General features: G+C 50.4%; 32 protein-coding genes. 28 read left to right on the top strand and 4 right to left on the bottom strand.

Annotation, left to right across the window (positions count from 1 at the left end; all coding sequences use genetic code 11):
- Positions 1-6 precede the first annotated feature (6 nt).
- The 4 genes from gspF to gspC are packed head-to-tail and all read right to left on the bottom strand — an operon-like array spanning position 7 to position 5,476.
- Entirely contained in the window at positions 7-1,206 is a 1,200-nt protein-coding gene (gspF, locus tag BFV64_RS21575; RefSeq protein WP_045135132.1) for a type II secretion system inner membrane protein GspF, read from the bottom strand.
- Positions 1,203-2,678 (bottom strand): type II secretion system ATPase GspE, encoded by a 1,476-nt coding sequence (gene gspE / locus BFV64_RS21570; protein WP_023331444.1) that lies wholly within the window; start codon positions 2,676-2,678, stop codon positions 1,203-1,205. Before gspE ends, gspF begins: the two co-directional genes overlap by 4 nt.
- On the bottom strand, positions 2,675-4,660 hold the full coding sequence (gspD, locus tag BFV64_RS21565; RefSeq protein WP_072251823.1) for a type II secretion system secretin GspD: 1,986 nt from the start codon (positions 4,658-4,660) through the stop codon (positions 2,675-2,677). Before gspD ends, gspE begins: the two co-directional genes overlap by 4 nt.
- Positions 4,661-5,476 (bottom strand): type II secretion system protein GspC, encoded by an 816-nt coding sequence (gene gspC, locus BFV64_RS21560; protein WP_080335840.1) that lies wholly within the window; start codon positions 5,474-5,476, stop codon positions 4,661-4,663. It abuts the gene before it with no gap.
- Positions 5,477-5,677: 201 nt separating this feature from the next.
- On the opposite strand from gspC, the gene BFV64_RS21555 reads away from it, so the two are divergent.
- From BFV64_RS21555 to rpsD, 28 genes are all read left to right on the top strand, one after another.
- Positions 5,678-7,099, top strand: coding sequence for a peptidoglycan-binding domain-containing protein (locus BFV64_RS21555; protein ID WP_157843297.1), 1,422 nt, complete (start codon positions 5,678-5,680; stop codon positions 7,097-7,099).
- On the top strand, positions 7,096-7,461 hold the full coding sequence (locus BFV64_RS21550) for a type II secretion system protein GspB, cryptic system variant (protein ID WP_069602418.1): 366 nt from the start codon (positions 7,096-7,098) through the stop codon (positions 7,459-7,461). The genes BFV64_RS21555 and BFV64_RS21550 overlap by 4 nt, the downstream gene beginning before the upstream one ends.
- Before the next feature lie 247 nt (positions 7,462-7,708).
- On the top strand, positions 7,709-8,020 hold the full coding sequence (gene rpsJ, locus BFV64_RS21545; protein ID WP_001181005.1) for a 30S ribosomal protein S10: 312 nt from the start codon (positions 7,709-7,711) through the stop codon (positions 8,018-8,020).
- 32 nt (positions 8,021-8,052) lie between these two features.
- The gene (gene rplC / locus BFV64_RS21540) at positions 8,053-8,682 is read left to right on the top strand and encodes a 50S ribosomal protein L3 (protein WP_003863274.1); all 630 of its coding nucleotides are present in this window, start codon (positions 8,053-8,055) and stop codon (positions 8,680-8,682) included.
- Between the two features lie 10 nt (positions 8,683-8,692).
- Complete coding sequence (gene rplD, locus BFV64_RS21535; RefSeq protein WP_000424395.1) at positions 8,693-9,298, top strand: 50S ribosomal protein L4; 606 nt, start codon at positions 8,693-8,695, stop codon at positions 9,296-9,298.
- The gene (gene rplW / locus BFV64_RS21530) at positions 9,295-9,597 is read left to right on the top strand and encodes a 50S ribosomal protein L23 (RefSeq protein ID WP_000617546.1); all 303 of its coding nucleotides are present in this window, start codon (positions 9,295-9,297) and stop codon (positions 9,595-9,597) included. Before rplD ends, rplW begins: the two co-directional genes overlap by 4 nt.
- A 17-nt stretch (positions 9,598-9,614) precedes the next feature.
- Positions 9,615-10,436: a 50S ribosomal protein L2 gene (gene rplB, locus BFV64_RS21525; protein ID WP_000301859.1), complete on the top strand. Its 822-nt coding sequence runs from the start codon at positions 9,615-9,617 to the stop codon at positions 10,434-10,436.
- 16 nt (positions 10,437-10,452) lie between these two features.
- Positions 10,453-10,731 carry a 30S ribosomal protein S19 gene (gene rpsS, locus BFV64_RS21520; protein ID WP_001138117.1) on the top strand — a complete coding sequence of 93 codons (279 nt, stop codon included), beginning with the start codon at positions 10,453-10,455 and terminating at the stop codon, positions 10,729-10,731.
- A gap of 14 nt (positions 10,732-10,745) precedes the next feature.
- Entirely contained in the window at positions 10,746-11,078 is a 333-nt protein-coding gene (rplV, locus tag BFV64_RS21515; RefSeq protein ID WP_002919773.1) for a 50S ribosomal protein L22, read from the top strand.
- Positions 11,079-11,095: 17 nt separating this feature from the next.
- The gene (gene rpsC, locus BFV64_RS21510) at positions 11,096-11,797 is read left to right on the top strand and encodes a 30S ribosomal protein S3 (RefSeq protein ID WP_000529945.1); all 702 of its coding nucleotides are present in this window, start codon (positions 11,096-11,098) and stop codon (positions 11,795-11,797) included.
- A 12-nt stretch (positions 11,798-11,809) separates the two neighbouring features.
- Entirely contained in the window at positions 11,810-12,220 is a 411-nt protein-coding gene (gene rplP, locus BFV64_RS21505; RefSeq protein WP_002919759.1) for a 50S ribosomal protein L16, read from the top strand.
- On the top strand, positions 12,220-12,411 hold the full coding sequence (gene rpmC / locus BFV64_RS21500; protein WP_003863282.1) for a 50S ribosomal protein L29: 192 nt from the start codon (positions 12,220-12,222) through the stop codon (positions 12,409-12,411). The genes rplP and rpmC overlap by 1 nt, the downstream gene beginning before the upstream one ends.
- The gene (rpsQ, locus tag BFV64_RS21495) at positions 12,411-12,665 is read left to right on the top strand and encodes a 30S ribosomal protein S17 (protein WP_008503489.1); all 255 of its coding nucleotides are present in this window, start codon (positions 12,411-12,413) and stop codon (positions 12,663-12,665) included. Before rpmC ends, rpsQ begins: the two co-directional genes overlap by 1 nt.
- A 166-nt stretch (positions 12,666-12,831) precedes the next feature.
- Complete coding sequence (gene rplN, locus BFV64_RS21490; protein WP_002919748.1) at positions 12,832-13,203, top strand: 50S ribosomal protein L14; 372 nt, start codon at positions 12,832-12,834, stop codon at positions 13,201-13,203.
- A 10-nt stretch (positions 13,204-13,213) separates the two neighbouring features.
- Positions 13,214-13,528, top strand: coding sequence for a 50S ribosomal protein L24 (rplX, locus tag BFV64_RS21485; protein ID WP_003863287.1), 315 nt, complete (start codon positions 13,214-13,216; stop codon positions 13,526-13,528).
- 14 nt (positions 13,529-13,542) lie between these two features.
- Positions 13,543-14,082 carry a 50S ribosomal protein L5 gene (gene rplE, locus BFV64_RS21480; protein ID WP_001096206.1) on the top strand — a complete coding sequence of 180 codons (540 nt, stop codon included), beginning with the start codon at positions 13,543-13,545 and terminating at the stop codon, positions 14,080-14,082.
- A 14-nt stretch (positions 14,083-14,096) separates the two neighbouring features.
- Positions 14,097-14,402: a 30S ribosomal protein S14 gene (gene rpsN, locus BFV64_RS21475; protein WP_003863291.1), complete on the top strand. Its 306-nt coding sequence runs from the start codon at positions 14,097-14,099 to the stop codon at positions 14,400-14,402.
- Positions 14,403-14,432: 30 nt separating this feature from the next.
- Positions 14,433-14,825 (top strand): 30S ribosomal protein S8, encoded by a 393-nt coding sequence (gene rpsH, locus BFV64_RS21470; RefSeq protein ID WP_006178918.1) that lies wholly within the window; start codon positions 14,433-14,435, stop codon positions 14,823-14,825.
- A gap of 12 nt (positions 14,826-14,837) precedes the next feature.
- Positions 14,838-15,371 carry a 50S ribosomal protein L6 gene (gene rplF, locus BFV64_RS21465; protein WP_003863296.1) on the top strand — a complete coding sequence of 178 codons (534 nt, stop codon included), beginning with the start codon at positions 14,838-14,840 and terminating at the stop codon, positions 15,369-15,371.
- Positions 15,372-15,380: 9 nt separating this feature from the next.
- Complete coding sequence (gene rplR, locus BFV64_RS21460; RefSeq protein WP_003863297.1) at positions 15,381-15,734, top strand: 50S ribosomal protein L18; 354 nt, start codon at positions 15,381-15,383, stop codon at positions 15,732-15,734.
- A gap of 14 nt (positions 15,735-15,748) precedes the next feature.
- Entirely contained in the window at positions 15,749-16,249 is a 501-nt protein-coding gene (rpsE, locus tag BFV64_RS21455) for a 30S ribosomal protein S5 (protein WP_003863299.1), read from the top strand.
- A gap of 6 nt (positions 16,250-16,255) precedes the next feature.
- The gene (rpmD, locus tag BFV64_RS21450) at positions 16,256-16,435 is read left to right on the top strand and encodes a 50S ribosomal protein L30 (RefSeq protein ID WP_003863301.1); all 180 of its coding nucleotides are present in this window, start codon (positions 16,256-16,258) and stop codon (positions 16,433-16,435) included.
- 3 nt (positions 16,436-16,438) lie between these two features.
- The gene (gene rplO, locus BFV64_RS21445; protein WP_014885468.1) at positions 16,439-16,873 is read left to right on the top strand and encodes a 50S ribosomal protein L15; all 435 of its coding nucleotides are present in this window, start codon (positions 16,439-16,441) and stop codon (positions 16,871-16,873) included.
- A 7-nt stretch (positions 16,874-16,880) separates the two neighbouring features.
- Positions 16,881-18,212, top strand: a complete 1,332-nt coding sequence (gene secY / locus BFV64_RS21440) for a preprotein translocase subunit SecY (protein ID WP_003863305.1) — start codon at positions 16,881-16,883, stop codon at positions 18,210-18,212.
- A 31-nt stretch (positions 18,213-18,243) separates the two neighbouring features.
- A complete protein-coding gene (gene rpmJ, locus BFV64_RS21435; RefSeq protein ID WP_000868187.1) occupies positions 18,244-18,360 on the top strand; it encodes a 50S ribosomal protein L36 in 117 nt (38 codons plus the stop codon).
- A gap of 146 nt (positions 18,361-18,506) precedes the next feature.
- Positions 18,507-18,863: a 30S ribosomal protein S13 gene (gene rpsM, locus BFV64_RS21430; RefSeq protein WP_003863308.1), complete on the top strand. Its 357-nt coding sequence runs from the start codon at positions 18,507-18,509 to the stop codon at positions 18,861-18,863.
- Positions 18,864-18,879: 16 nt separating this feature from the next.
- The gene (gene rpsK / locus BFV64_RS21425; protein ID WP_003863312.1) at positions 18,880-19,269 is read left to right on the top strand and encodes a 30S ribosomal protein S11; all 390 of its coding nucleotides are present in this window, start codon (positions 18,880-18,882) and stop codon (positions 19,267-19,269) included.
- A 32-nt stretch (positions 19,270-19,301) separates the two neighbouring features.
- On the top strand, positions 19,302-19,922 hold the full coding sequence (gene rpsD / locus BFV64_RS21420) for a 30S ribosomal protein S4 (RefSeq protein ID WP_003863314.1): 621 nt from the start codon (positions 19,302-19,304) through the stop codon (positions 19,920-19,922).
- The last annotated feature ends 19 nt before the right edge of the window (positions 19,923-19,941 follow it).

Here is a 19,941-nt window from a genome sequence, read left to right as displayed (position 1 = left end):
TTTTCCTTAATTGATCAATGAGTTGAGTTGTAATATGGGCTGCATGATCGAGACAACGATAAACAAAACGATCGCTGCCATGACAACAATCAGCGCCGGTTCAAAAATCGCCAGGGTCAGCGAAATGCGATTTTGCAGCTGCACCTCCTGGTTATTTGTTGCACGCTGCATGAGTTCCCCGAGCTGGCCGCTTTTTTCCCCGGAAGCAATCATGTAAATCATCATGGGGGGAAATATTTGCGTCTGCTTCAGGGACTGGCTGATGCTATTTCCCTGGCGCACACTTTCTGCTGCGTCGCTGAGCCGCTGTCCAATTTCACGGTTGCCCACACCTTCTGCTGAGAGCGACATCCCTTCCAGGAGTGGAATACCGCTGCGATTGAGAATACTCAGGGCGCGCAGATAACGGGCGCTATTGATCGCGCAGACCAGCGGGGAGGTAATGCGAAACGCGATGAGCCAGCGATGAAAATGATCCCGGTTTTTCCCGCGCTTCAGCCAGAAAGAGAATAGCGTTCCACCACAGATCAGCGTCAGTGCGATCCAGGGACCGTATGTCGACAGAAAGTGACTAATAGCCAGTAACGTTCGGGTGGAAAGCGGTAGCTCATGCTTAAGATGAGTGAACTGCGCGGCGACCTTCGGTACCACCGTGGTAAGCAAAATGATAACGACCAGAATGGCGACCGTGGTGAGCAGGGCAGGGTAAATCAACGCCTGTGTGAGTTTGCTGCGCATTTGCTGACGTGCTTCATTATATTCGGCCAGCCTTTCAAGAACGGCGCCCAGCTGGCCGACCGTCTCTCCCGCTTTTACCAGGGTGCAAAAGACCGTATCAAACAGACGAGGGTGGGCTTGCATGGCCACAGAGAGGGGCTTTCCCTCCAGAACGGCGAGATGCAGAGAAGTGATGACGTCGGCCAGTTTTTTATTTTCTTTTTGCTGCTGAACAACGGCGAGCGCTTCATCCAGCGGCAACGCCGCGGCGATCAGCGTCGCCAGCTGACGCGTAAAAAGCGTTAATTCGCTGTGGCTGATTCGTGTCGAAAAAGCCCTGAGGGTGACCCTGGGCCGCTGCCGTTTTAGCGTTTGCGGTAATAACCCCTGGCTACGCAACTGCGCGACCATATCTCTTTCACTCGCGGCCTCACTCAGCCCCGTATGGCGGTTTCCCCGCGCGTCCGTCGCCGTCCAGTGAAATTTCATTGGCGCCCATCCGCTGGAGTCTGACCTTCAGAGGTCACCCGCAGAATTTCTTCAAGTGAGGTCATCCCTTCTGCCGCTACGCGAAGACCGTTTGCCAGCAGGCTGAGGTGATGACGACGCTGGATCTCTTCCAACTGCCTTTCATGGCGCTCATTGTGAATAGCGTCACGCAGTTCTGGTGTGGCGAGCAGCAGTTCATGGATAGCCATGCGCCCCTGATAGCCGCTTTGTCTGCAAGCGGTGCAACCCTTTGCTTGCCAGAGATGAGATGCATTAATCCCATGGGCTTGCAGGAGCTGTTGCTCCTGAGGCCGCACGGCGTGAGCCGTTTTACAGTGAGGGCATAGCCGTCTGACCAGACGTTGGGCAATCACCCCAACGAGCGAGGAAGAGAGAAGGAACGGCTCAACGCCCATATCCCGTAATCGCGTTACGGCACCGCACGCGCTATTGGTGTGGAGAGTGGAAAGCACCAGATGCCCGGTCAAAGAAGCCTGAACCGCAATTTGAGCGGTTTCGTTATCGCGAATTTCTCCTACCATGACGACATCAGGATCCTGACGTAAAATAGCGCGTAGTCCGCGGGAAAATGACATATCTACGCGGCTATTAACCTGGGTTTGTCCGATACCTTCCAGTTCGTATTCAATTGGGTCCTCTACCGTAAGCACATTGCGTTCTGGGCTATTTAGCGCGGAGAGAATGGCGTAGAGCGTGGTGCTTTTCCCGGAGCCCGTTGGCCCCGTGACCAGAATAATACCGTGGGGAAGGGCAAGCAGATTCTTCAGACTGTGTGTGTCTGCCGCTGACATATCCAGTTTATCGATGGATAAGCGCAGACTACTTTTATCCAACAGACGCAGAACAACACGTTCGCCATGCTGCGACGGGAGCGTCGACACACGGACATCCACATTTCGCTGACCAATTTTTAAGGTAATGCGTCCATCCTGCGGCAGCCTTTTTTCGGCAATATCCAGTTTGGCCATGATTTTGATACGTGAGATGAGTAAGGCCGCCAGTTTTTTATTCGGCTGAACCACCGGGCGCAAGATGCCATCAACCCGGAAGCGGATACTCATCGCTTTTTCAAACACTTCAATATGAATATCTGAGGCGTGTTCTTTAATTGCTTCGCTGAGCACGGCATTAATAAGCCTGATAACCGGCGCGTCCGACTGCTCGTTCAGCAGATCTTCATTCGTTGGGATCTCTTCAGAGAGAGTATTGAGATCGTCGGAATTATTAATATCTTCGGCAATTAACTGGGCTGACCCGCTGTTCTGTTGGTAAATAAGTTCCAGCTTTTCGGCAAACTGCTGCGGGGGGAGCCGGGTAAAACAGGTGCACTCTGGCGCAACGGATGCGAACTCGAGCAGATGCTCAAGTGTGGCATCTGTCGAGTAGAAGAGAGTCTCTCCTTGTAAGGCAATGCCATAGCGCTGCGCTTTTTTCCATGCGTGCTGACTCATTCCGTTCGACCTTCCCTGAACGGATTTTTGGCGTCCGGTGTTGCCGGTGCATTATTAAAAGCCCGATCTTCAAGCTCTTTGATGTTGTCGACGTTAATCAGTGTTTCACTTTGCTTTTCTCGTCTCTCTTTTTGCAGATCTTTGAAATTGGTGTATTTCTCACGTGAGAGTGAACGATAGACCTCATCGTCTCTGATAATGGTCGGGCGGATAAAGACCATCAGGTTACGTTTGCTTTTCTCATTGGATGTGTAGCGGAAAAGCTGTCCCACCAAAGGGATATCGCCCAGTAGGGGAACTTTTGAAACTTCTTGCTTACTGGCGTCATCCATCAAACCGCCAAGCACAACGGTTTCGCCACTTTTCACCAGGACGGCATTCTGTATTGTTCGGGTGTTGAAGGTTGGGCCGAGCGAGGAAGAGCTTGTCGATGTGTCGACGCTGGAAACCTCTTGCTCGATCTCCATCAGAACAGAATCACCCTCGTTAATCTGCGGGGTGACTTTTAACTTGGTCCCCACCGTCTTACGCTCGACGGTATTGTAAATATTATCGCCGGAGGTCGTCTGGGAACCGGAAAGTACGGGCACATCCTGCCCGACGTTGAAGGCTGCTTCTTTATTATCAAGCGTAACGATGCTGGGCGTAGACAGGATGTCGTTTTTGTTGTCGGTATTGAGTGCTGTGAGGAGCACCCCCCAGTCGCCGTTGAAAAAACCTGCCGCAAGGCCGTTATAATTACTGAAGAGGTTGTAAGCTGGGTTATCGCTGGTGATCCCTCCGTTTGCTTTGAATTCACCCACGCCCTGTGCCGCGTTAAAGATTGGCAGGCCAGTTTTGGTAAACTGTTGTCCACCAACGTTTTTCTCAGCCCACTGTACACCCAGGTTCAGACCTTTACCGTCCTGCACTTCAACGATAATCGCTTCCACCAGAACCTGTGCACGACGAATATCCAGCTTAGCGATAACCTCATCGAGTTGCTGGAGAATACCCTGATCGGCGGTCACAACCAGTGAGTTGGTTTGTTCATCTGCAGTAATAGAGATATCGCGGCTGCTGCTGGTTGCCGTATTGGTTGTGCCACTTTTGCCATCTTTCAGTTTTTGCGTGACACCGGTTAAAACGTCAACAAGCTTATCCGCTTTGGCATATTTCAGGTACCATACCCGCGTGTTTCCTTGCCCTTGCTCCTGGGTATCAAGACGTTTTACCAACTCAGTAATTCTTGCGCGGGCGCGTTCTGAGCCTCTGATAATCAGCGCATTGCTTCTTTTATCGGCAACGATGTGCGTTTGGAGTGTCGCAGGTTGTGCCTCTTTTGCGTTCTCACGCGACAGCGTGTTAAGGACATCGGCAAGATCGACAGCGGAAGCATATTTCAGCGGGATAATTTGCTCTTGCTCGTCACCCATGACATCGACACGTTTAATGACTTCCAGCATGCGATTGACGGTTGATGCTTTGCCGGTAATGACCAGCGCATTAGAGGGCTCATAATGCGAGACGTTACCGACATTACCGCCATCGAGCATTTGACGAAGCAGAGGAGACAGCGATCGCGCTGGAACATTTTCCAGAGAAACAATACGTGTCACCAGTTCATCACCCTTGCCGGGCTGCGTGTTACTGGTAAGCTTTCCTGGAAGATTTTTCACGGTTTCTGAACGCACGACTTTCAGCAGGCCATTATCAAGAGTGATAAGTGAAAAGCCATAAAGGTCGAGCACGCTCAGGAAAAATTGATAGTATTCCTCTTTATTAAAGGTATCTACGCTTCTGACGGAAATGGATGCTTTAACATCGGGATCAATCAGAATCGTTTTCCCCATGTTTTGTCCCACGATGTTGACAAACGTTTGAATGTCCGCACCGTTAAAATTCGCCGTGTAATCAGCTGAATATCCGGGCTTAGCGGTAGCGATGAGCAAAAAAAACAGCGAAAGCGCTTTCAGTCGCTGGCTTGCGGAGGTTCCATCCATTTATTTATCCTGACCGTCCTGGAATTGTTGAACAGCAACATTAATTAGTTTTGGTGATGCATTTCGCAAGAGGGTAATCTGAGCCGTCTGCAGATGTCTAAGTGCCTCCTGCGCCTGGGGTATATTCACCTGTTGCGTTAAAGACATATTGTTAAGCTGAATAGCAATGTCACCAGGTGCAATGGCTGTCCGTGAAAATAATTCTGTATTACCGCGAGGTAAAAGGCGCAATCCTCGCAAGACATTTTTATCAACGACAGGAATCGCTTCAATAAAATCTGACAATGTGACATCTGTTGGTGCCGGCTGCTCGTTCACTTTTTCTGGCGTTGCGGCAGGTGGCGTCAGTTCGGTAAGCAGCGTAAGCTGCGCGGTGTTTCCGCCTGAGGAGAAAAACACCTGGTTCTTAGTGATATCAATGATGCGCGTGCTGTTGGATGATTTAAGCACATCATCAATAGAATAGACATTCTGTTCCCCCCCTTCCTGCAGAATGGCCCGGGACGATAATTTATCCGAACTATGAATAATACCGCTTAAATGGATATGGGACAGAGTATCTACGTTGCCACTCACTAATGGGGGCGCGTCAATGCGATTATTGACTGACGATGATAAATTCCATTTATATTTTTCATTAAAATTATTCAATGGCGTGATGATATCCTCATTAATCAGCGACGCTTTGTTATTACCCCACTGTATATATGCTGAGTAAATGAAGATAAAGACACCCATAGCGCTAGTCAATATAATCATAAGGCTCAGGGTGCGATACGATAACGCATTTTTCACTAAGGGAGAGATGGTTGCCATGAAATCACTTTTAAGAATGACTAAGAGTGAACGTGTTTCTTGTTTAAGTCCGTCATAATATAATCAGTCACTGGCACGCAGCAAGTCATATGCAATATATATCCCTGTTTTAGGAATGGAATAATTTTCGAGGTAATGCGGCTATTCATGGATGAGCTAAATACTTTTTATACTACGCGGCATTGTCTGATTCGGGACAGCATGTTTTCCACGTTAATTCAGGAACAATGGCTAATATTGCAGGGCGGTAAAGGGGCAGGAAAAAGTGTGCTTGCGCAAGGGGTGATTAGCGCGTGGCCTTATCGCGCGCTCACCATCAGCCCTTTGAACCGAAAAGGTTACCTGTGGGAGTGGGTGATTATTGCGGATTCGCAGACGGATAACAGTCTGGCGGGAAAAATATTCCCTGTTGAGAAGCTCTGGGAGGAACTGTACAGCGCGGGGACCGTGATACACGGCAGTATGCCGCTGTTTGTCCTGGAAGATGGACACCGAATCTCCAGGGGGCTTGTTTCAACGATTCTGGCGTTTATGACCATGATGCCGCAAGCCCGATTGCTACTTACAGGGATATTCAACCGTCGTCAGCAGCGCGAGTTACGGGTATTACAGCCGGTATGGTTTGAGATACCCGCGCCGGACAGTAAAGATTACCGCAAGGTGATCTCCTCTCATGCAGGCATTGGCCCTGAGACAACCAACACTCTTCCGGAACAATTTATCAGACGATGCATGAGACGTTGCGATGGCAATCTTCATCTTGCTGCGCGACTGGGAGGGGTTATTCGTCGTAATAAGATGGAGGGGGAGGAACATGCCGCCTCTATTATTGACGCTTCTCTTCAGCGTGAGGCGTTGCGTTACCTGCCCGCACCTGGCCGTCAGGGCGTAACCTGGTTGCTGCTGTTGGTGTTAACGGTGTTATGTGGTGGAGGAGGCGTATACTTCGCCAGGCCTCTTTCCCGCTGGCTGCCACCGCTCACAACGTTGCTTCCTGTAGAATTCTCAAGACCTGTCTCAACACATGCGCGACTGATGGCAGAGACGATGTCTACCAATGAATCGCTCAGTTTACTGTTTAGCGTCTGGGGGTATGAGGTAGACAAAGGAGAAGCCTGGTGCGATCAGGCATACCGGGGCGGGATGGCCTGCCTTTCCGGCACCGAAACGCTTGAAACACTGTTGTCTGACGGACTTCCCTGGGTCGCCACCCTGAAAGCAGGTAGCGCCAGTTTCCCTGTCGTCGTGATCGGGGGAGGAGAGAACACGCTTACCGTGCTGTCAGGAAATCAAACATGGATCCTTGATAAGGCATGGTTCAGCCATGTCTGGACAGGGAATGTGACGCGAATGTGGAAGCCATCGCCCGACGGCAACGCAAGCATAACAAAGAAGAGTAGCACCGATGACATTGTCTGGCTTGATACGATGCTGAGCCGCGTGCTGAATGTCGAGGCGGAAGGGACGGGAGAATGGAGTTCGCTGCTAACTGAGAAGGTCCGCCAGTTTCAGGCGCAAAATAAGATTAAAGTCGATGGTGTGATGGGACAGTTGTCACTTATCAGGCTATGGCAAGCCCTGGGTGAAAGTCCAACGTTGATTCAGGAAAGAGGGACGATATGAGCGAGCAAACGGAAACCTCTTTGCAGCCCAAAGTACGCTTTGTCCGGCCAGATATGCCGCGCCCGCTTTGGGCGGGGATATGCATCGCATTGTCCTGGCTTTTATATAGTGTGGGTTGCGCGGTCGTCGGGTATTACCTGTACCGCGGGATTGCTCTGCACGCGTCTTCATCACCAGAGCCTCAGCATTATCGGCTTTCTGAGGAGCACTATATCTATAAGAAGCGTCCCTTGCCGGTGCCGGTGGAAGAGACGGATGTTAGTGTGTCGGAGGAAAGCGACGCTGAGCATCCGGTTGCTCCCGGGGAAAAGGGCGATCTTGAAGCGCGTATTAAGCAGGCGATAGCAGATATTGACCAGTAGTGTACGTGTCTTGCAAAAGGTTGGTTATTATCGACACAGTCGACTTGCATTAAGCCTGTAAATACGTATAATACGCGGGCTTGTCGTAATTGACGGCTGGTTCGATATGAACCTGGGTAGCGCATTTTGTTACTCAACAATGCTCCCAATTGGGGAGCTACGTAAGAACGGTTACACTCTCCCATCAATCGTAATGGGTTTGAGGAGTAATCATTTTCGTTTATAAAATAATTGGAGCTCTGGTCTCATGCAGAACCAAAGAATCCGTATCCGCCTTAAAGCGTTTGATCATCGTCTGATCGATCAATCAACCGCGGAAATCGTCGAGACTGCTAAGCGCACTGGTGCGCAAGTCCGTGGTCCGATCCCGCTGCCGACCCGCAAAGAGCGCTTTACCGTTCTGATCTCTCCGCACGTTAACAAAGACGCGCGTGATCAGTACGAAATCCGCACTCACAAGCGTCTGGTTGACATCGTTGAGCCAACTGAGAAAACCGTTGATGCTCTGATGCGTCTGGATCTGGCTGCCGGTGTAGACGTGCAGATCAGCCTGGGTTAATCAGGTCATCGAGCGATTGAGAGGTTGAAACAATGATTGGTTTAGTCGGTAAAAAAGTGGGTATGACCCGCATCTTCACTGAAGATGGCGTTTCTATCCCAGTAACCGTAATCGAAGTTGAAGCAAACCGCGTTACTCAGGTTAAAGATCTGGCTAACGATGGCTACCGCGCTATTCAGGTTACCACTGGTGCTAAAAAAGCTAACCGTGTAACCAAACCAGAAGCGGGTCACTTCGCTAAAGCTGGCGTAGAAGCTGGCCGTGGTCTGTGGGAATTCCGTCTTGCTGAAGGCGAAGAGTTCACCGTAGGTCAGGACATTAGCGTTGAGCTGTTTGCTGACGTTAAAAAAGTTGACGTAACCGGTACCTCTAAAGGTAAAGGTTTTGCTGGTACCGTTAAGCGCTGGAACTTCCGTACCCAGGACGCTACCCACGGTAACTCCTTGTCTCACCGCGTTCCGGGTTCTATCGGTCAGAACCAGACTCCGGGCAAAGTGTTCAAAGGCAAGAAAATGGCAGGTCAGCTGGGTAACGAACGTGTAACCGTTCAGAGCCTGGACGTAGTACGTGTTGACGCTGAGCGCAACCTGCTGCTGGTTAAAGGTGCGGTCCCGGGTGCAACCGGTAGCGACCTGATCGTTAAACCAGCTGTGAAGGCGTAAGGGGATAGCAATGGAATTAGTATTGAAAGACGCGCAGAGCGCGCTGACTGTTTCCGAAACTACCTTCGGTCGTGATTTCAACGAAGCGCTGGTTCACCAGGTTGTTGTTGCTTATGCAGCTGGTGCTCGTCAGGGTACTCGTGCTCAGAAGACTCGTGCTGAAGTAACTGGTTCTGGCAAAAAGCCATGGCGCCAGAAAGGTACCGGCCGTGCGCGTTCAGGTTCTATCAAGAGCCCGATCTGGCGTTCAGGTGGCGTGACCTTCGCTGCGCGTCCACAGGACCACAGTCAAAAAGTTAACAAAAAGATGTACCGCGGCGCGCTGAAAAGCATCCTGTCCGAACTGGTACGTCAGGATCGTCTGATCGTTGTCGAGAAGTTCTCTGTAGAAGCGCCTAAAACTAAGCTGCTGGCTCAGAAACTGAAAGACATGGCTCTGGAAGATGTGCTGATCATCACCGGTGAGCTGGACGAGAACCTGTTCCTGGCCGCACGTAACCTGCACAAGGTTGACGTACGCGATGCGACTGGTATCGACCCGGTTAGCCTGATCGCCTTCGACAAAGTCGTAATGACTGCTGATGCTGTTAAGCAAGTTGAGGAGATGCTGGCATGATTCGTGAAGAACGTCTGCTGAAGGTGCTTCGCGCACCGCACGTTTCTGAAAAAGCGTCTACTGCGATGGAAAAAACAAACACCATCGTTCTCAAAGTTGCTAAAGACGCGACCAAAGCAGAGATCAAAGCTGCTGTGCAGAAACTGTTTGAAGTCGAAGTCGAAGTCGTTAACACCCTGGTTGTTAAAGGGAAAGTTAAACGTCACGGACAGCGTATCGGTCGTCGTAGCGACTGGAAAAAAGCTTACGTCACCCTGAAAGAAGGCCAGAACCTGGACTTCGTTGGCGGCGCTGAGTAAGTCGGAGGAGTAATACAATGGCAGTTGTTAAATGTAAACCGACATCTCCGGGTCGTCGCCACGTAGTTAAAGTGGTTAACCCTGAGCTGCACAAGGGCAAACCTTTTGCTCCGTTGCTGGAAAAAAACAGCAAATCCGGTGGTCGTAACAACAATGGCCGTATCACCACTCGTCACATCGGTGGTGGCCACAAGCAGGCTTATCGTATTGTTGACTTCAAACGCAACAAAGACGGTATCCCAGCAGTTGTTGAACGTCTTGAGTACGATCCGAACCGTTCCGCGAACATCGCGCTGGTTCTGTACAAAGATGGCGAACGCCGTTACATCCTGGCCCCTAAAGGCCTGAAAGCTGGCGACCAGATTCAGTCTGGCGTTGATGCTGCAATCAAAGCAGGTAACACCCTGCCGATGCGCAATATCCCGGTTGGTTCTACCGTTCATAACGTAGAAATGAAACCAGGTAAAGGCGGTCAGCTGGCGCGTTCCGCGGGTACTTACGTTCAGATCGTTGCGCGCGACGGTGCTTATGTCACCCTGCGTCTGCGTTCTGGTGAAATGCGTAAAGTCGAAGCAGACTGCCGCGCTACTCTGGGCGAAGTTGGCAATGCTGAGCATATGCTGCGCGTTCTGGGTAAAGCAGGTGCTGCACGCTGGCGTGGTGTTCGTCCTACCGTTCGCGGTACTGCGATGAACCCAGTCGACCACCCACATGGTGGTGGTGAAGGTCGTAACTTTGGTAAGCACCCGGTAACTCCGTGGGGCGTTCAGACCAAAGGTAAGAAGACCCGCAGCAACAAGCGTACTGATAAATTTATCGTACGTCGCCGTAGCAAATAATTTTAGAGGATAAGCCATGCCACGTTCTCTCAAGAAAGGTCCTTTTATTGACCTGCACTTGCTGAAGAAGGTAGAGAAAGCGGTGGAAAGCGGAGACAAGAAGCCCCTGCGCACTTGGTCCCGTCGTTCAACGATCTTTCCTAACATGATCGGTTTGACCATCGCTGTCCATAATGGTCGTCAGCACGTTCCAGTCTTTGTTACCGACGAAATGGTTGGTCACAAACTGGGTGAATTCGCACCGACTCGTACTTATCGCGGCCACGCTGCTGATAAAAAAGCGAAGAAGAAATAAGGTAGGAGGAAGAGATGGAAACTTTAGCTCAACATCGCCATGCTCGTTCTTCTGCACAGAAGGTTCGCCTTGTTGCTGACCTGATTCGCGGTAAGAAAGTGTCGCAGGCCCTGGACATCCTGACCTATACCAACAAGAAAGCTGCGGTATTGGTCAAGAAAGTACTGGAATCTGCCATTGCTAACGCTGAACACAACGATGGCGCTGACATCGACGATCTGAAAGTCGCGAAAATTTTCGTAGATGAAGGCCCAAGCATGAAGCGCATTATGCCGCGTGCGAAAGGTCGTGCAGATCGCATCCTGAAGCGCACCAGCCACATTACTGTGGTTGTGTCCGATCGCTGAGACTCTGGAGACTAGCAATGGGTCAGAAAGTACATCCTAATGGTATTCGCCTGGGTATTGTAAAACCATGGAACTCTACCTGGTTTGCGAACACCAAAGAATTCGCTGACAACCTGGACAGCGATTTTAAAGTACGTCAGTACCTGACTAAGGAACTGGCTAAAGCGTCTGTATCTCGTATCGTTATCGAGCGTCCAGCTAAGAGCATCCGTGTGACTATTCACACTGCTCGTCCTGGCATCGTTATCGGTAAGAAAGGCGAAGACGTAGAAAAACTGCGCAAGGTCGTAGCGGATATCGCTGGCGTTCCTGCACAGATCAATATCGCTGAAGTTCGTAAGCCTGAACTGGACGCTAAATTGGTTGCTGACAGCATCACTTCTCAGCTGGAACGTCGTGTTATGTTCCGTCGTGCTATGAAGCGTGCTGTACAGAACGCAATGCGTCTGGGCGCTAAGGGTATCAAAGTTGAAGTTAGCGGCCGTCTGGGCGGCGCGGAAATCGCACGTACCGAATGGTACCGTGAAGGTCGCGTACCGCTGCACACTCTGCGTGCTGACATCGACTACAACACCTCTGAAGCGCACACCACTTACGGTGTAATCGGCGTTAAGGTATGGATCTTCAAAGGTGAGATCCTGGGTGGTATGGCTGCTGTTGAACAACCGGAAAAACCGGCTGCTCAACCTAAAAAGCAGCAGCGTAAAGGCCGTAAATAAGGAGCGTCGCTGATGTTACAACCAAAGCGTACAAAATTCCGTAAAGTGCACAAAGGCCGCAACCGTGGTCTGGCGCAGGGTACGGATGTTAGCTTCGGCACTTTCGGTCTGAAAGCTGTTGGCCGTGGTCGTCTGACTGCACGTCAGATCGAAGCAGCACGTCGTGCAATGACCCGTGCAGTTAAGCGTCAAGGTAAGATCTGGATCCGTGTATTCCCGGACAAACCGATCACCGAGAAGCCGCTGGAAGTTCGTATGGGTAAAGGTAAAGGTAACGTGGAGTACTGGGTTGCCTTGATCCAACCGGGCAAAGTCCTTTATGAAATGGACGGTGTTCCGGAAGAGCTGGCCCGTGAAGCCTTCGGCCTGGCAGCAGCGAAACTGCCTATCAAAACCACCTTTGTAACTAAGACGGTGATGTAATGAAAGCAAAAGAGCTGCGTGAAAAAAGCGTTGAAGAGCTGAACGCTGAGCTGCTGAACCTGCTGCGTGAGCAGTTCAACCTGCGTATGCAGGCTGCAAGTGGCCAGCTGCAACAGACTCACCTGCTGAAGCAAGTGCGTCGCAATGTTGCACGCGTTAAGACTTTACTGACTCAGAAGGCGGGTGCGTAATGACCGATAAAATCCGTACTCTGCAAGGTCGTGTTGTTAGCGACAAAATGGAGAAATCCATTGTTGTAGCTATCGAACGTATTGTGAAACACCCGATCTACGGTAAATTCATCAAGCGTACGACCAAACTGCACGTACATGACGAGAACAACGAATGTGGTATCGGCGACAAGGTTGAAATCCGTGAATGCCGTCCACTGTCCAAGACTAAGTCCTGGACGCTGGTTCGCGTTGTAGAGAAAGCGGTTCTGTAATACAGTACGCATTCTCAATACGAATAAACGGCTCAGCGATGAGCCGTTTATTTTTTCTACCCATATTGCAGAAGCGGTGTTATAATGCCGCGCCCTCGATATGGGGCTTTTTAACGGCTCTGATTTTAGAGTCTCAGGTAGTAGTTGACATTAGCGGAGCACTAAAATGATCCAAGAACAGACTATGCTGAACGTCGCCGACAACTCCGGTGCACGTCGCGTAATGTGTATCAAGGTTCTGGGTGGCTCGCACCGTCGCTACGCAGGCGTAGGCGACATCATCAAGATCACCATCAAAGAAGCAATTCCACGTGGTAAGGTCAAAAAAGGTGATGTGCTGAAAGCGGTAGTGGTGCGCACCAAGAAGGGTGTTCGTCGCCCTGACGGTTCTGTCATTCGCTTCGATGGTAATGCATGCGTTATTTTGAACAATAACAGCGAGCAGCCTATCGGCACGCGTATCTTTGGGCCGGTAACTCGTGAACTTCGTACTGAGAAGTTCATGAAAATTATCTCTCTGGCACCAGAAGTACTCTAAGGAGCGAATCATGGCAGCGAAAATCCGTCGTGATGACGAAGTTATCGTGTTAACCGGTAAAGATAAAGGTAAACGCGGTAAAGTAAAAAATGTTCTGTCTTCCGGCAAACTCGTCGTTGAAGGTATCAACCTGGTTAAGAAACATCAGAAGCCGGTTCCGGCCCTGAACCAACCAGGTGGCATCGTTGAAAAAGAAGCTGCTATTCAGGTTTCTAACGTTGCAATCTTCAATGCGGCTACCGGCAAGGCTGACCGTGTAGGCTTTAGATTCGAAGACGGCAAAAAAGTCCGTTTCTTCAAGTCTAACAGCGAAACTATCAAGTAATTTGGAGTAGTACGATGGCGAAACTGCATGATTACTACAAAGACGAAGTAGTTAACAAACTCATGACTGAGTTTAACTACAATTCTGTCATGCAAGTCCCTCGGGTCGAGAAGATCACCCTGAACATGGGTGTTGGTGAAGCGATCGCTGACAAGAAACTGCTGGATAACGCAGCAGCTGACCTGACAGCAATCTCCGGTCAAAAACCGCTGATCACCAAAGCACGCAAATCTGTTGCAGGCTTCAAAATCCGTCAGGGCTATCCGATCGGCTGTAAAGTAACTCTGCGTGGCGAACGCATGTGGGAGTTCTTTGAGCGCCTGATCACTATTGCTGTTCCACGTATCCGTGACTTCCGTGGCTTGTCCGCTAAGTCTTTCGACGGTCGTGGTAACTACAGCATGGGTGTCCGTGAGCAGATCATCTTCCCAGAAATCGACTACGATAAAGTCGACCGCGTGCGTGGTTTGGATATTACCATTACCACTACTGCGAAATCTGACGAAGAAGGCCGTGCTCTGCTGGCTGCCTTTGACTTCCCGTTCCGCAAGTAAGGTAGGGTTACTGAATGGCTAAGCAATCAATGAAAGCACGCGAAGTAAAGCGCGTAGCTTTAGCTGATAAATTCTTCGCTAAACGCGCTGAACTGAAAGCGATCATTTCTGATGTGAACGCTTCCGACGAAGATCGTTGGAATGCGGTTCTCAAGCTGCAGTCTCTGCCGCGTGATTCCAGCCCGTCTCGTCAGCGTAACCGCTGTCGTCAAACAGGTCGTCCACATGGTTATGTGGGCAAGTTTGGGTTGAGCCGTATCAAACTGCGTGAAGCCGCCATGCGCGGTGAAGTGCCAGGCTTGAAAAAGGCTAGCTGGTAATTACCAATTGAATCACGGGAGTAAAGACAGATGAGCATGCAAGATCCGATCGCGGATATGCTGACCCGTATCCGTAACGGTCAGGCCGCGAACAAAGTTGCGGTCACCATGCCTTCCGCCAAGCTGAAAGTGGCAATTGCCAACGTGCTGAAGGAAGAAGGTTTTATCGAAGATTTTAAAGTTGAAGGCGACACCAAGCCGGAACTGGAACTTACTCTCAAGTATTTCCAGGGTAAAGCTGTTGTAGAAAGCATTCAGCGTGTCAGCCGCCCAGGCCTGCGCATCTATAAGAAAAAAGATGAGCTGCCAAAAGTTATGGCTGGTCTTGGTATCGCAGTTGTTTCTACCTCTAAAGGTGTTATGACTGATCGTGCAGCGCGCCAGGCTGGTCTTGGTGGCGAAATTATCTGCTACGTAGCCTAATCGGAGGAAAGAATGTCTCGTGTTGCTAAAGCACCGGTCGTCATTCCTGCCGGCGTTGATGTTAAAATCGACGGTCAGGTTATTACGATCAAAGGTAAAAACGGCGAGCTGACTCGTACCCTCAACAAAGCTGTTGAAGTTAAACATGCAGATAACGCTCTGACCTTCGGTCCACGTGATGGTTTCGTGGATGGATGGGCTCAGGCTGGTACCGCGCGTGCCCTGCTGAACTCAATGGTTGTTGGTGTTACCGAAGGCTTCACTAAAAAGCTTCAGCTGGTTGGTGTAGGTTATCGTGCAGCGATCAAAGGGAATGCAGTAGGCCTGTCTCTGGGCTTCTCACACCCTGTTGAGCATCCGCTGCCGGCCGGTATCACTGCAGAATGTCCGACTCAAACTGAAATCGTGCTGAAAGGCGCTGATAAACAGCTGATCGGTCAGGTTGCAGCAGATCTGCGCGCCTACCGTCGTCCTGAGCCTTACAAAGGCAAGGGTGTTCGTTACGCCGACGAAGTCGTGCGTACCAAAGAGGCTAAGAAGAAGTAAGGTAACACTATGGATAAGAAATCTGCTCGTATCCGTCGTGCGACCCGCGCACGCCGCAAGCTCAAAGAGCTGGGTGCAACTCGCCTGGTGGTACATCGTACCCCGCGTCATATTTACGCACAGGTAATTGCACCGAACGGTTCTGAAGTTCTGGTAGCTGCTTCTACTGTAGAAAAAGCTATCTCAGAACAATTGAAGTACACCGGTAACAAAGACGCCGCTGCAGCTGTAGGTAAAGCTGTTGCTGAACGCGCTCTGGAAAAAGGCATCAGCAATGTTTCCTTTGACCGTTCCGGGTTCCAATATCATGGTCGTGTCCAGGCACTGGCAGATGCTGCCCGTGAAGCTGGCCTTCAGTTCTAAGGTAGAGGTGTAAGATGGCTCACATCGAAAAACAGGCTGGCGAACTGCAGGAAAAGCTGATCGCGGTAAACCGCGTATCTAAAACCGTTAAAGGTGGTCGTATTTTCTCCTTCACAGCTCTGACTGTAGTAGGCGATGGTAACGGTCGCGTTGGTTTTGGTTACGGTAAAGCGCGTGAAGTTCCAGCAGCGATCCAGAAAGCGATGGAAAAAGCCCGTCGCAATATGATTAACGTCGCGCTGAACAACGGCACCCTGCAACACCCTGTTAAAGGTGTTCACACGGGTTCTCGTGTATTCATGCAGCCAGCTTCAGAAGGTACCGGTATCATCGCCGGTGGTGCAATGCGCGCCGTTCTGGAAGTTGCTGGGGTTCATAACGTTCTGGCCAAAGCATATGGTTCCACCAACCCGATTAACGTGGTTCGTGCAACTATTGATGGCCTGGAAAATATGAATTCTCCAGAAATGGTCGCTGCCAAGCGTGGTAAATCCGTTGAAGAAATTCTGGGGTAATTGACCATGGCAAAGACTATTAAAATCACTCAAACCCGCAGTGCAATCGGTCGTCTGCCGAAACACAAGGCAACGCTGCTTGGCCTGGGTCTGCGTCGTATTGGTCATACCGTTGAGCGCGAGGATACTCCTGCTGTTCGTGGTATGGTCAACGCGGTTTACTTCATGGTTAAAGTTGAGGAGTAAGAGATGCGTTTAAATACTCTGTCTCCGGCCGAAGGCTCTAAAAAGGCGGGTAAACGCCTGGGTCGTGGTATCGGTTCTGGCCTCGGCAAAACCGGTGGTCGTGGTCACAAAGGTCAGAACTCTCGTTCTGGCGGTGGCGTACGTCGCGGTTTCGAGGGTGGCCAGATGCCACTGTACCGTCGTCTGCCGAAGTTCGGCTTCACCTCTCGCAAAGCAGCGATCACAGCGGAAATCCGTCTGTCTGACCTGGCGAAAGTTGAAGGCGGCGTTGTAGACCTGAACACGCTGAAAGCAGCAAACATTATCGGTATTCAGATCGAGTTCGCGAAAGTGATCCTGTCTGGTGAAGTTTCTACTCCGGTAACTGTTCGTGGCCTGCGTGTTACTAAAGGTGCTCGTGCTGCTATCGAAGCTGCTGGCGGTAAAATTGAGGAATAAGTAGCAGATGGCTAAGCAACCGGGATTAGATTTTCAAAGTGCCAAAGGTGGATTTGGCGAGCTGAAACGCAGACTGCTGTTTGTTATCGGCGCGCTGATTGTGTTCCGTATTGGCTCTTTTATTCCGATCCCTGGTATCGATGCCGCTGTACTTGCCAAACTGCTTGAGCAACAGCGAGGCACCATCATTGAAATGTTCAACATGTTCTCTGGTGGTGCTCTCAGCCGTGCTTCTATCTTCGCTCTGGGTATCATGCCGTATATTTCGGCATCGATTATTATCCAGCTGCTGACGGTCGTTCATCCGGCCCTGGCAGAATTGAAGAAAGAAGGGGAGTCTGGACGTCGTAAGATTAGTCAGTACACCCGTTACGGTACTCTGGTGCTGGCAATATTCCAGTCGATCGGTATTGCTACCGGTCTGCCGAATATGCCTGGTATGCAGGGCCTGGTATTAAACCCAGGCTTTGCATTCTATTTCACCGCTGTTGTTAGTCTGGTCACAGGGACGATGTTCCTGATGTGGCTCGGCGAACAGATTACTGAGCGTGGTATCGGTAACGGTATCTCAATCATTATCTTCGCCGGTATTGTTGCGGGTCTTCCGCCAGCCATCGCCCACACTATCGAGCAAGCGCGTCAAGGCGACCTGCACTTCCTCCTGTTGCTGTTGGTTGCAGTATTAGTATTTGCAGTGACGTTCTTTGTTGTCTTCGTTGAACGTGGTCAACGCCGCATTGTGGTGAACTACGCGAAACGTCAGCAAGGTCGTCGTGTCTATGCTGCACAGAGCACACATTTACCGCTGAAAGTGAATATGGCGGGGGTAATCCCGGCAATCTTCGCTTCCAGTATTATTCTGTTCCCGGCAACCATCGCGTCATGGTTCGGGGGCGGTACTGGTTGGAACTGGCTGACAACAATTTCGCTGTATTTGCAGCCTGGGCAACCACTTTATGTGTTACTCTATGCGTCTGCGATCATCTTCTTCTGTTTCTTCTACACGGCGTTGGTCTTCAACCCGCGTGAAACAGCAGATAACCTGAAGAAGTCCGGTGCATTTGTACCAGGAATTCGTCCGGGAGAGCAAACGGCGAAGTATATCGATAAAGTAATGACCCGCCTGACTTTGGTTGGTGCGCTTTATATTACTTTTATCTGCCTGATCCCGGAGTTCATGCGTGATGCAATGAAAGTACCGTTCTACTTCGGTGGGACCTCACTGCTTATCGTTGTTGTCGTGATTATGGACTTTATGGCTCAAGTGCAAACTCTGATGATGTCCAGTCAGTATGAGTCTGCATTGAAGAAGGCGAACCTGAAAGGCTACGGCCGCTAATTGGTCGCCTGAGAAGTTACGGAGAGTAAAAATGAAAGTTCGTGCTTCCGTCAAGAAATTATGCCGTAACTGCAAAATCGTTAAGCGTGATGGTGTCATCCGTGTGATTTGCAGTGCCGAGCCGAAGCATAAACAGCGCCAAGGCTGATTATTTCGCATATTTTTCTTGCAAAGTTGGGTTGAGCTGGCTAGATTAGCCAGCCAATCTTTTGTATGTCTGTACGTTTCCATTTGAGTATCCTGAAAACGGGCTTTTCAGCATGGTGCGTACATATTAAATAGTAGGAGTGCATAGTGGCCCGTATAGCAGGCATTAACATTCCTGATCAGAAACATGCTGTGATCGCATTAACTTCGATCTACGGCGTCGGCAAGACCCGTTCTAAAGCCATTCTGGCTGCAGCGGGTATCGCTGAAGATGTTAAGATCAGTGAGCTGTCTGAAGAACAAATCGACACGCTGCGTGACGAAGTTGCCAAATTTGTCGTTGAAGGTGATCTGCGCCGTGAAATCAGCATGAGCATCAAGCGCCTGATGGATCTTGGTTGCTATCGCGGTTTGCGTCATCGTCGTGGTCTGCCAGTGCGCGGTCAGCGTACTAAGACCAACGCACGTACCCGTAAGGGTCCGCGCAAACCGATCAAGAAATAATCGGGGTGATTGAATAATGGCAAAGGCACCAGTTCGTGCACGTAAACGTGTAAGAAAACAAGTCTCTGACGGCGTGGCTCATATCCATGCTTCTTTCAACAACACCATCGTTACTATTACTGATCGTCAGGGTAACGCTTTGGGTTGGGCAACAGCCGGTGGTTCCGGTTTCCGTGGTTCTCGCAAATCCACTCCGTTCGCAGCTCAGGTTGCAGCAGAGCGTTGCGCTGAAGCCGTAAAAGAATACGGCATCAAGAATCTGGAAGTTATGGTTAAAGGTCCGGGTCCGGGTCGTGAATCTACTGTTCGCGCTCTGAACGCCGCTGGTTTCCGCATCACGAATATTACTGATGTGACTCCGATCCCTCATAACGGTTGTCGTCCGCCGAAAAAACGTCGCGTATAACGCTCGTTTTTTAGGTTAGTTGGAGATAGAAAATGGCAAGATATTTGGGTCCTAAGCTCAAGCTGAGCCGTCGTGAGGGCACCGACTTATTCCTTAAGTCTGGCGTTCGCGCGATCGATACCAAGTGTAAAATTGAACAAGCTCCTGGCCAGCACGGTGCGCGTAAACCGCGTCTGTCTGACTATGGTGTGCAGTTGCGTGAAAAGCAAAAAGTTCGCCGTATCTACGGTGTGCTGGAGCGTCAGTTCCGTAACTACTATAAAGAAGCAGCACGTCTGAAAGGCAACACAGGTGAAAACCTGCTGGCTCTGCTGGAAGGTCGTCTGGACAACGTTGTTTACCGTATGGGCTTCGGCGCGACTCGTGCTGAATCACGCCAGTTGGTTAGCCACAAAGCAATCATGGTAAACGGTCGTGTTGTTAACATCGCTTCTTATCAGGTTAAAGCGAATGACGTTGTTAGCATTCGTGAGAAAGCGAAAAAGCAATCTCGCGTGAAGGCCGCTCTGGAGCTGGCTGAGCAGCGTGAAAAGCCAACCTGGCTGGAAGTTGATGCTGGCAAGATGGAAGGTACGTTCAAGCGTCAGCCGGAACGTTCTGATCTGTCTGCGGACATTAACGAACACCTGATCGTCGAGCTTTACTCCAAGTAAAGCTTAGTACCAAAGAGAG

The organism is Enterobacter kobei, assembly GCF_001729765.1.
Taxonomy (GTDB): domain Bacteria; phylum Pseudomonadota; class Gammaproteobacteria; order Enterobacterales; family Enterobacteriaceae; genus Enterobacter; species Enterobacter kobei.
Note: the sequence above shows the minus strand (reverse complement) of the source record. Positions and strands in the feature narration are given on the sequence as shown.

Coding starts and splice junctions, on each gene's coding strand:
- gspC (WP_080335840.1), bottom strand. CDS start 5,476: ATGGCAACCATCTCTCCCTTAGTGAAAAATGCGTTATCGTATCGCACC.
- rplO (WP_014885468.1), top strand. CDS start 16,439: ATGCGTTTAAATACTCTGTCTCCGGCCGAAGGCTCTAAAAAGGCGGGT.
- rplX (WP_003863287.1), top strand. CDS start 13,214: ATGGCAGCGAAAATCCGTCGTGATGACGAAGTTATCGTGTTAACCGGT.
- rplR (WP_003863297.1), top strand. CDS start 15,381: ATGGATAAGAAATCTGCTCGTATCCGTCGTGCGACCCGCGCACGCCGC.
- rpsS (WP_001138117.1), top strand. CDS start 10,453: ATGCCACGTTCTCTCAAGAAAGGTCCTTTTATTGACCTGCACTTGCTG.
- rplV (WP_002919773.1), top strand. CDS start 10,746: ATGGAAACTTTAGCTCAACATCGCCATGCTCGTTCTTCTGCACAGAAG.
- gspF (WP_045135132.1), bottom strand. CDS start 1,206: ATGAAATTTCACTGGACGGCGACGGACGCGCGGGGAAACCGCCATACG.
- rplC (WP_003863274.1), top strand. CDS start 8,053: ATGATTGGTTTAGTCGGTAAAAAAGTGGGTATGACCCGCATCTTCACT.
- rpmJ (WP_000868187.1), top strand. CDS start 18,244: ATGAAAGTTCGTGCTTCCGTCAAGAAATTATGCCGTAACTGCAAAATC.
- gspD (WP_072251823.1), bottom strand. CDS start 4,660: ATGGATGGAACCTCCGCAAGCCAGCGACTGAAAGCGCTTTCGCTGTTT.
- rpsH (WP_006178918.1), top strand. CDS start 14,433: ATGAGCATGCAAGATCCGATCGCGGATATGCTGACCCGTATCCGTAAC.
- rpsC (WP_000529945.1), top strand. CDS start 11,096: ATGGGTCAGAAAGTACATCCTAATGGTATTCGCCTGGGTATTGTAAAA.
- rplW (WP_000617546.1), top strand. CDS start 9,295: ATGATTCGTGAAGAACGTCTGCTGAAGGTGCTTCGCGCACCGCACGTT.
- rpsD (WP_003863314.1), top strand. CDS start 19,302: ATGGCAAGATATTTGGGTCCTAAGCTCAAGCTGAGCCGTCGTGAGGGC.
- rplN (WP_002919748.1), top strand. CDS start 12,832: ATGATCCAAGAACAGACTATGCTGAACGTCGCCGACAACTCCGGTGCA.
- rplE (WP_001096206.1), top strand. CDS start 13,543: ATGGCGAAACTGCATGATTACTACAAAGACGAAGTAGTTAACAAACTC.
- rpsJ (WP_001181005.1), top strand. CDS start 7,709: ATGCAGAACCAAAGAATCCGTATCCGCCTTAAAGCGTTTGATCATCGT.
- gspE (WP_023331444.1), bottom strand. CDS start 2,678: ATGAGTCAGCACGCATGGAAAAAAGCGCAGCGCTATGGCATTGCCTTA.
- rplF (WP_003863296.1), top strand. CDS start 14,838: ATGTCTCGTGTTGCTAAAGCACCGGTCGTCATTCCTGCCGGCGTTGAT.
- rplD (WP_000424395.1), top strand. CDS start 8,693: ATGGAATTAGTATTGAAAGACGCGCAGAGCGCGCTGACTGTTTCCGAA.
- rpsK (WP_003863312.1), top strand. CDS start 18,880: ATGGCAAAGGCACCAGTTCGTGCACGTAAACGTGTAAGAAAACAAGTC.
- BFV64_RS21550 (WP_069602418.1), top strand. CDS start 7,096: ATGAGCGAGCAAACGGAAACCTCTTTGCAGCCCAAAGTACGCTTTGTC.
- rplP (WP_002919759.1), top strand. CDS start 11,810: ATGTTACAACCAAAGCGTACAAAATTCCGTAAAGTGCACAAAGGCCGC.
- rpsQ (WP_008503489.1), top strand. CDS start 12,411: ATGACCGATAAAATCCGTACTCTGCAAGGTCGTGTTGTTAGCGACAAA.
- secY (WP_003863305.1), top strand. CDS start 16,881: ATGGCTAAGCAACCGGGATTAGATTTTCAAAGTGCCAAAGGTGGATTT.
- rpsN (WP_003863291.1), top strand. CDS start 14,097: ATGGCTAAGCAATCAATGAAAGCACGCGAAGTAAAGCGCGTAGCTTTA.
- rpmD (WP_003863301.1), top strand. CDS start 16,256: ATGGCAAAGACTATTAAAATCACTCAAACCCGCAGTGCAATCGGTCGT.
- rplB (WP_000301859.1), top strand. CDS start 9,615: ATGGCAGTTGTTAAATGTAAACCGACATCTCCGGGTCGTCGCCACGTA.
- rpsE (WP_003863299.1), top strand. CDS start 15,749: ATGGCTCACATCGAAAAACAGGCTGGCGAACTGCAGGAAAAGCTGATC.
- rpmC (WP_003863282.1), top strand. CDS start 12,220: ATGAAAGCAAAAGAGCTGCGTGAAAAAAGCGTTGAAGAGCTGAACGCT.
- BFV64_RS21555 (WP_157843297.1), top strand. CDS start 5,678: ATGTTTTCCACGTTAATTCAGGAACAATGGCTAATATTGCAGGGCGGT.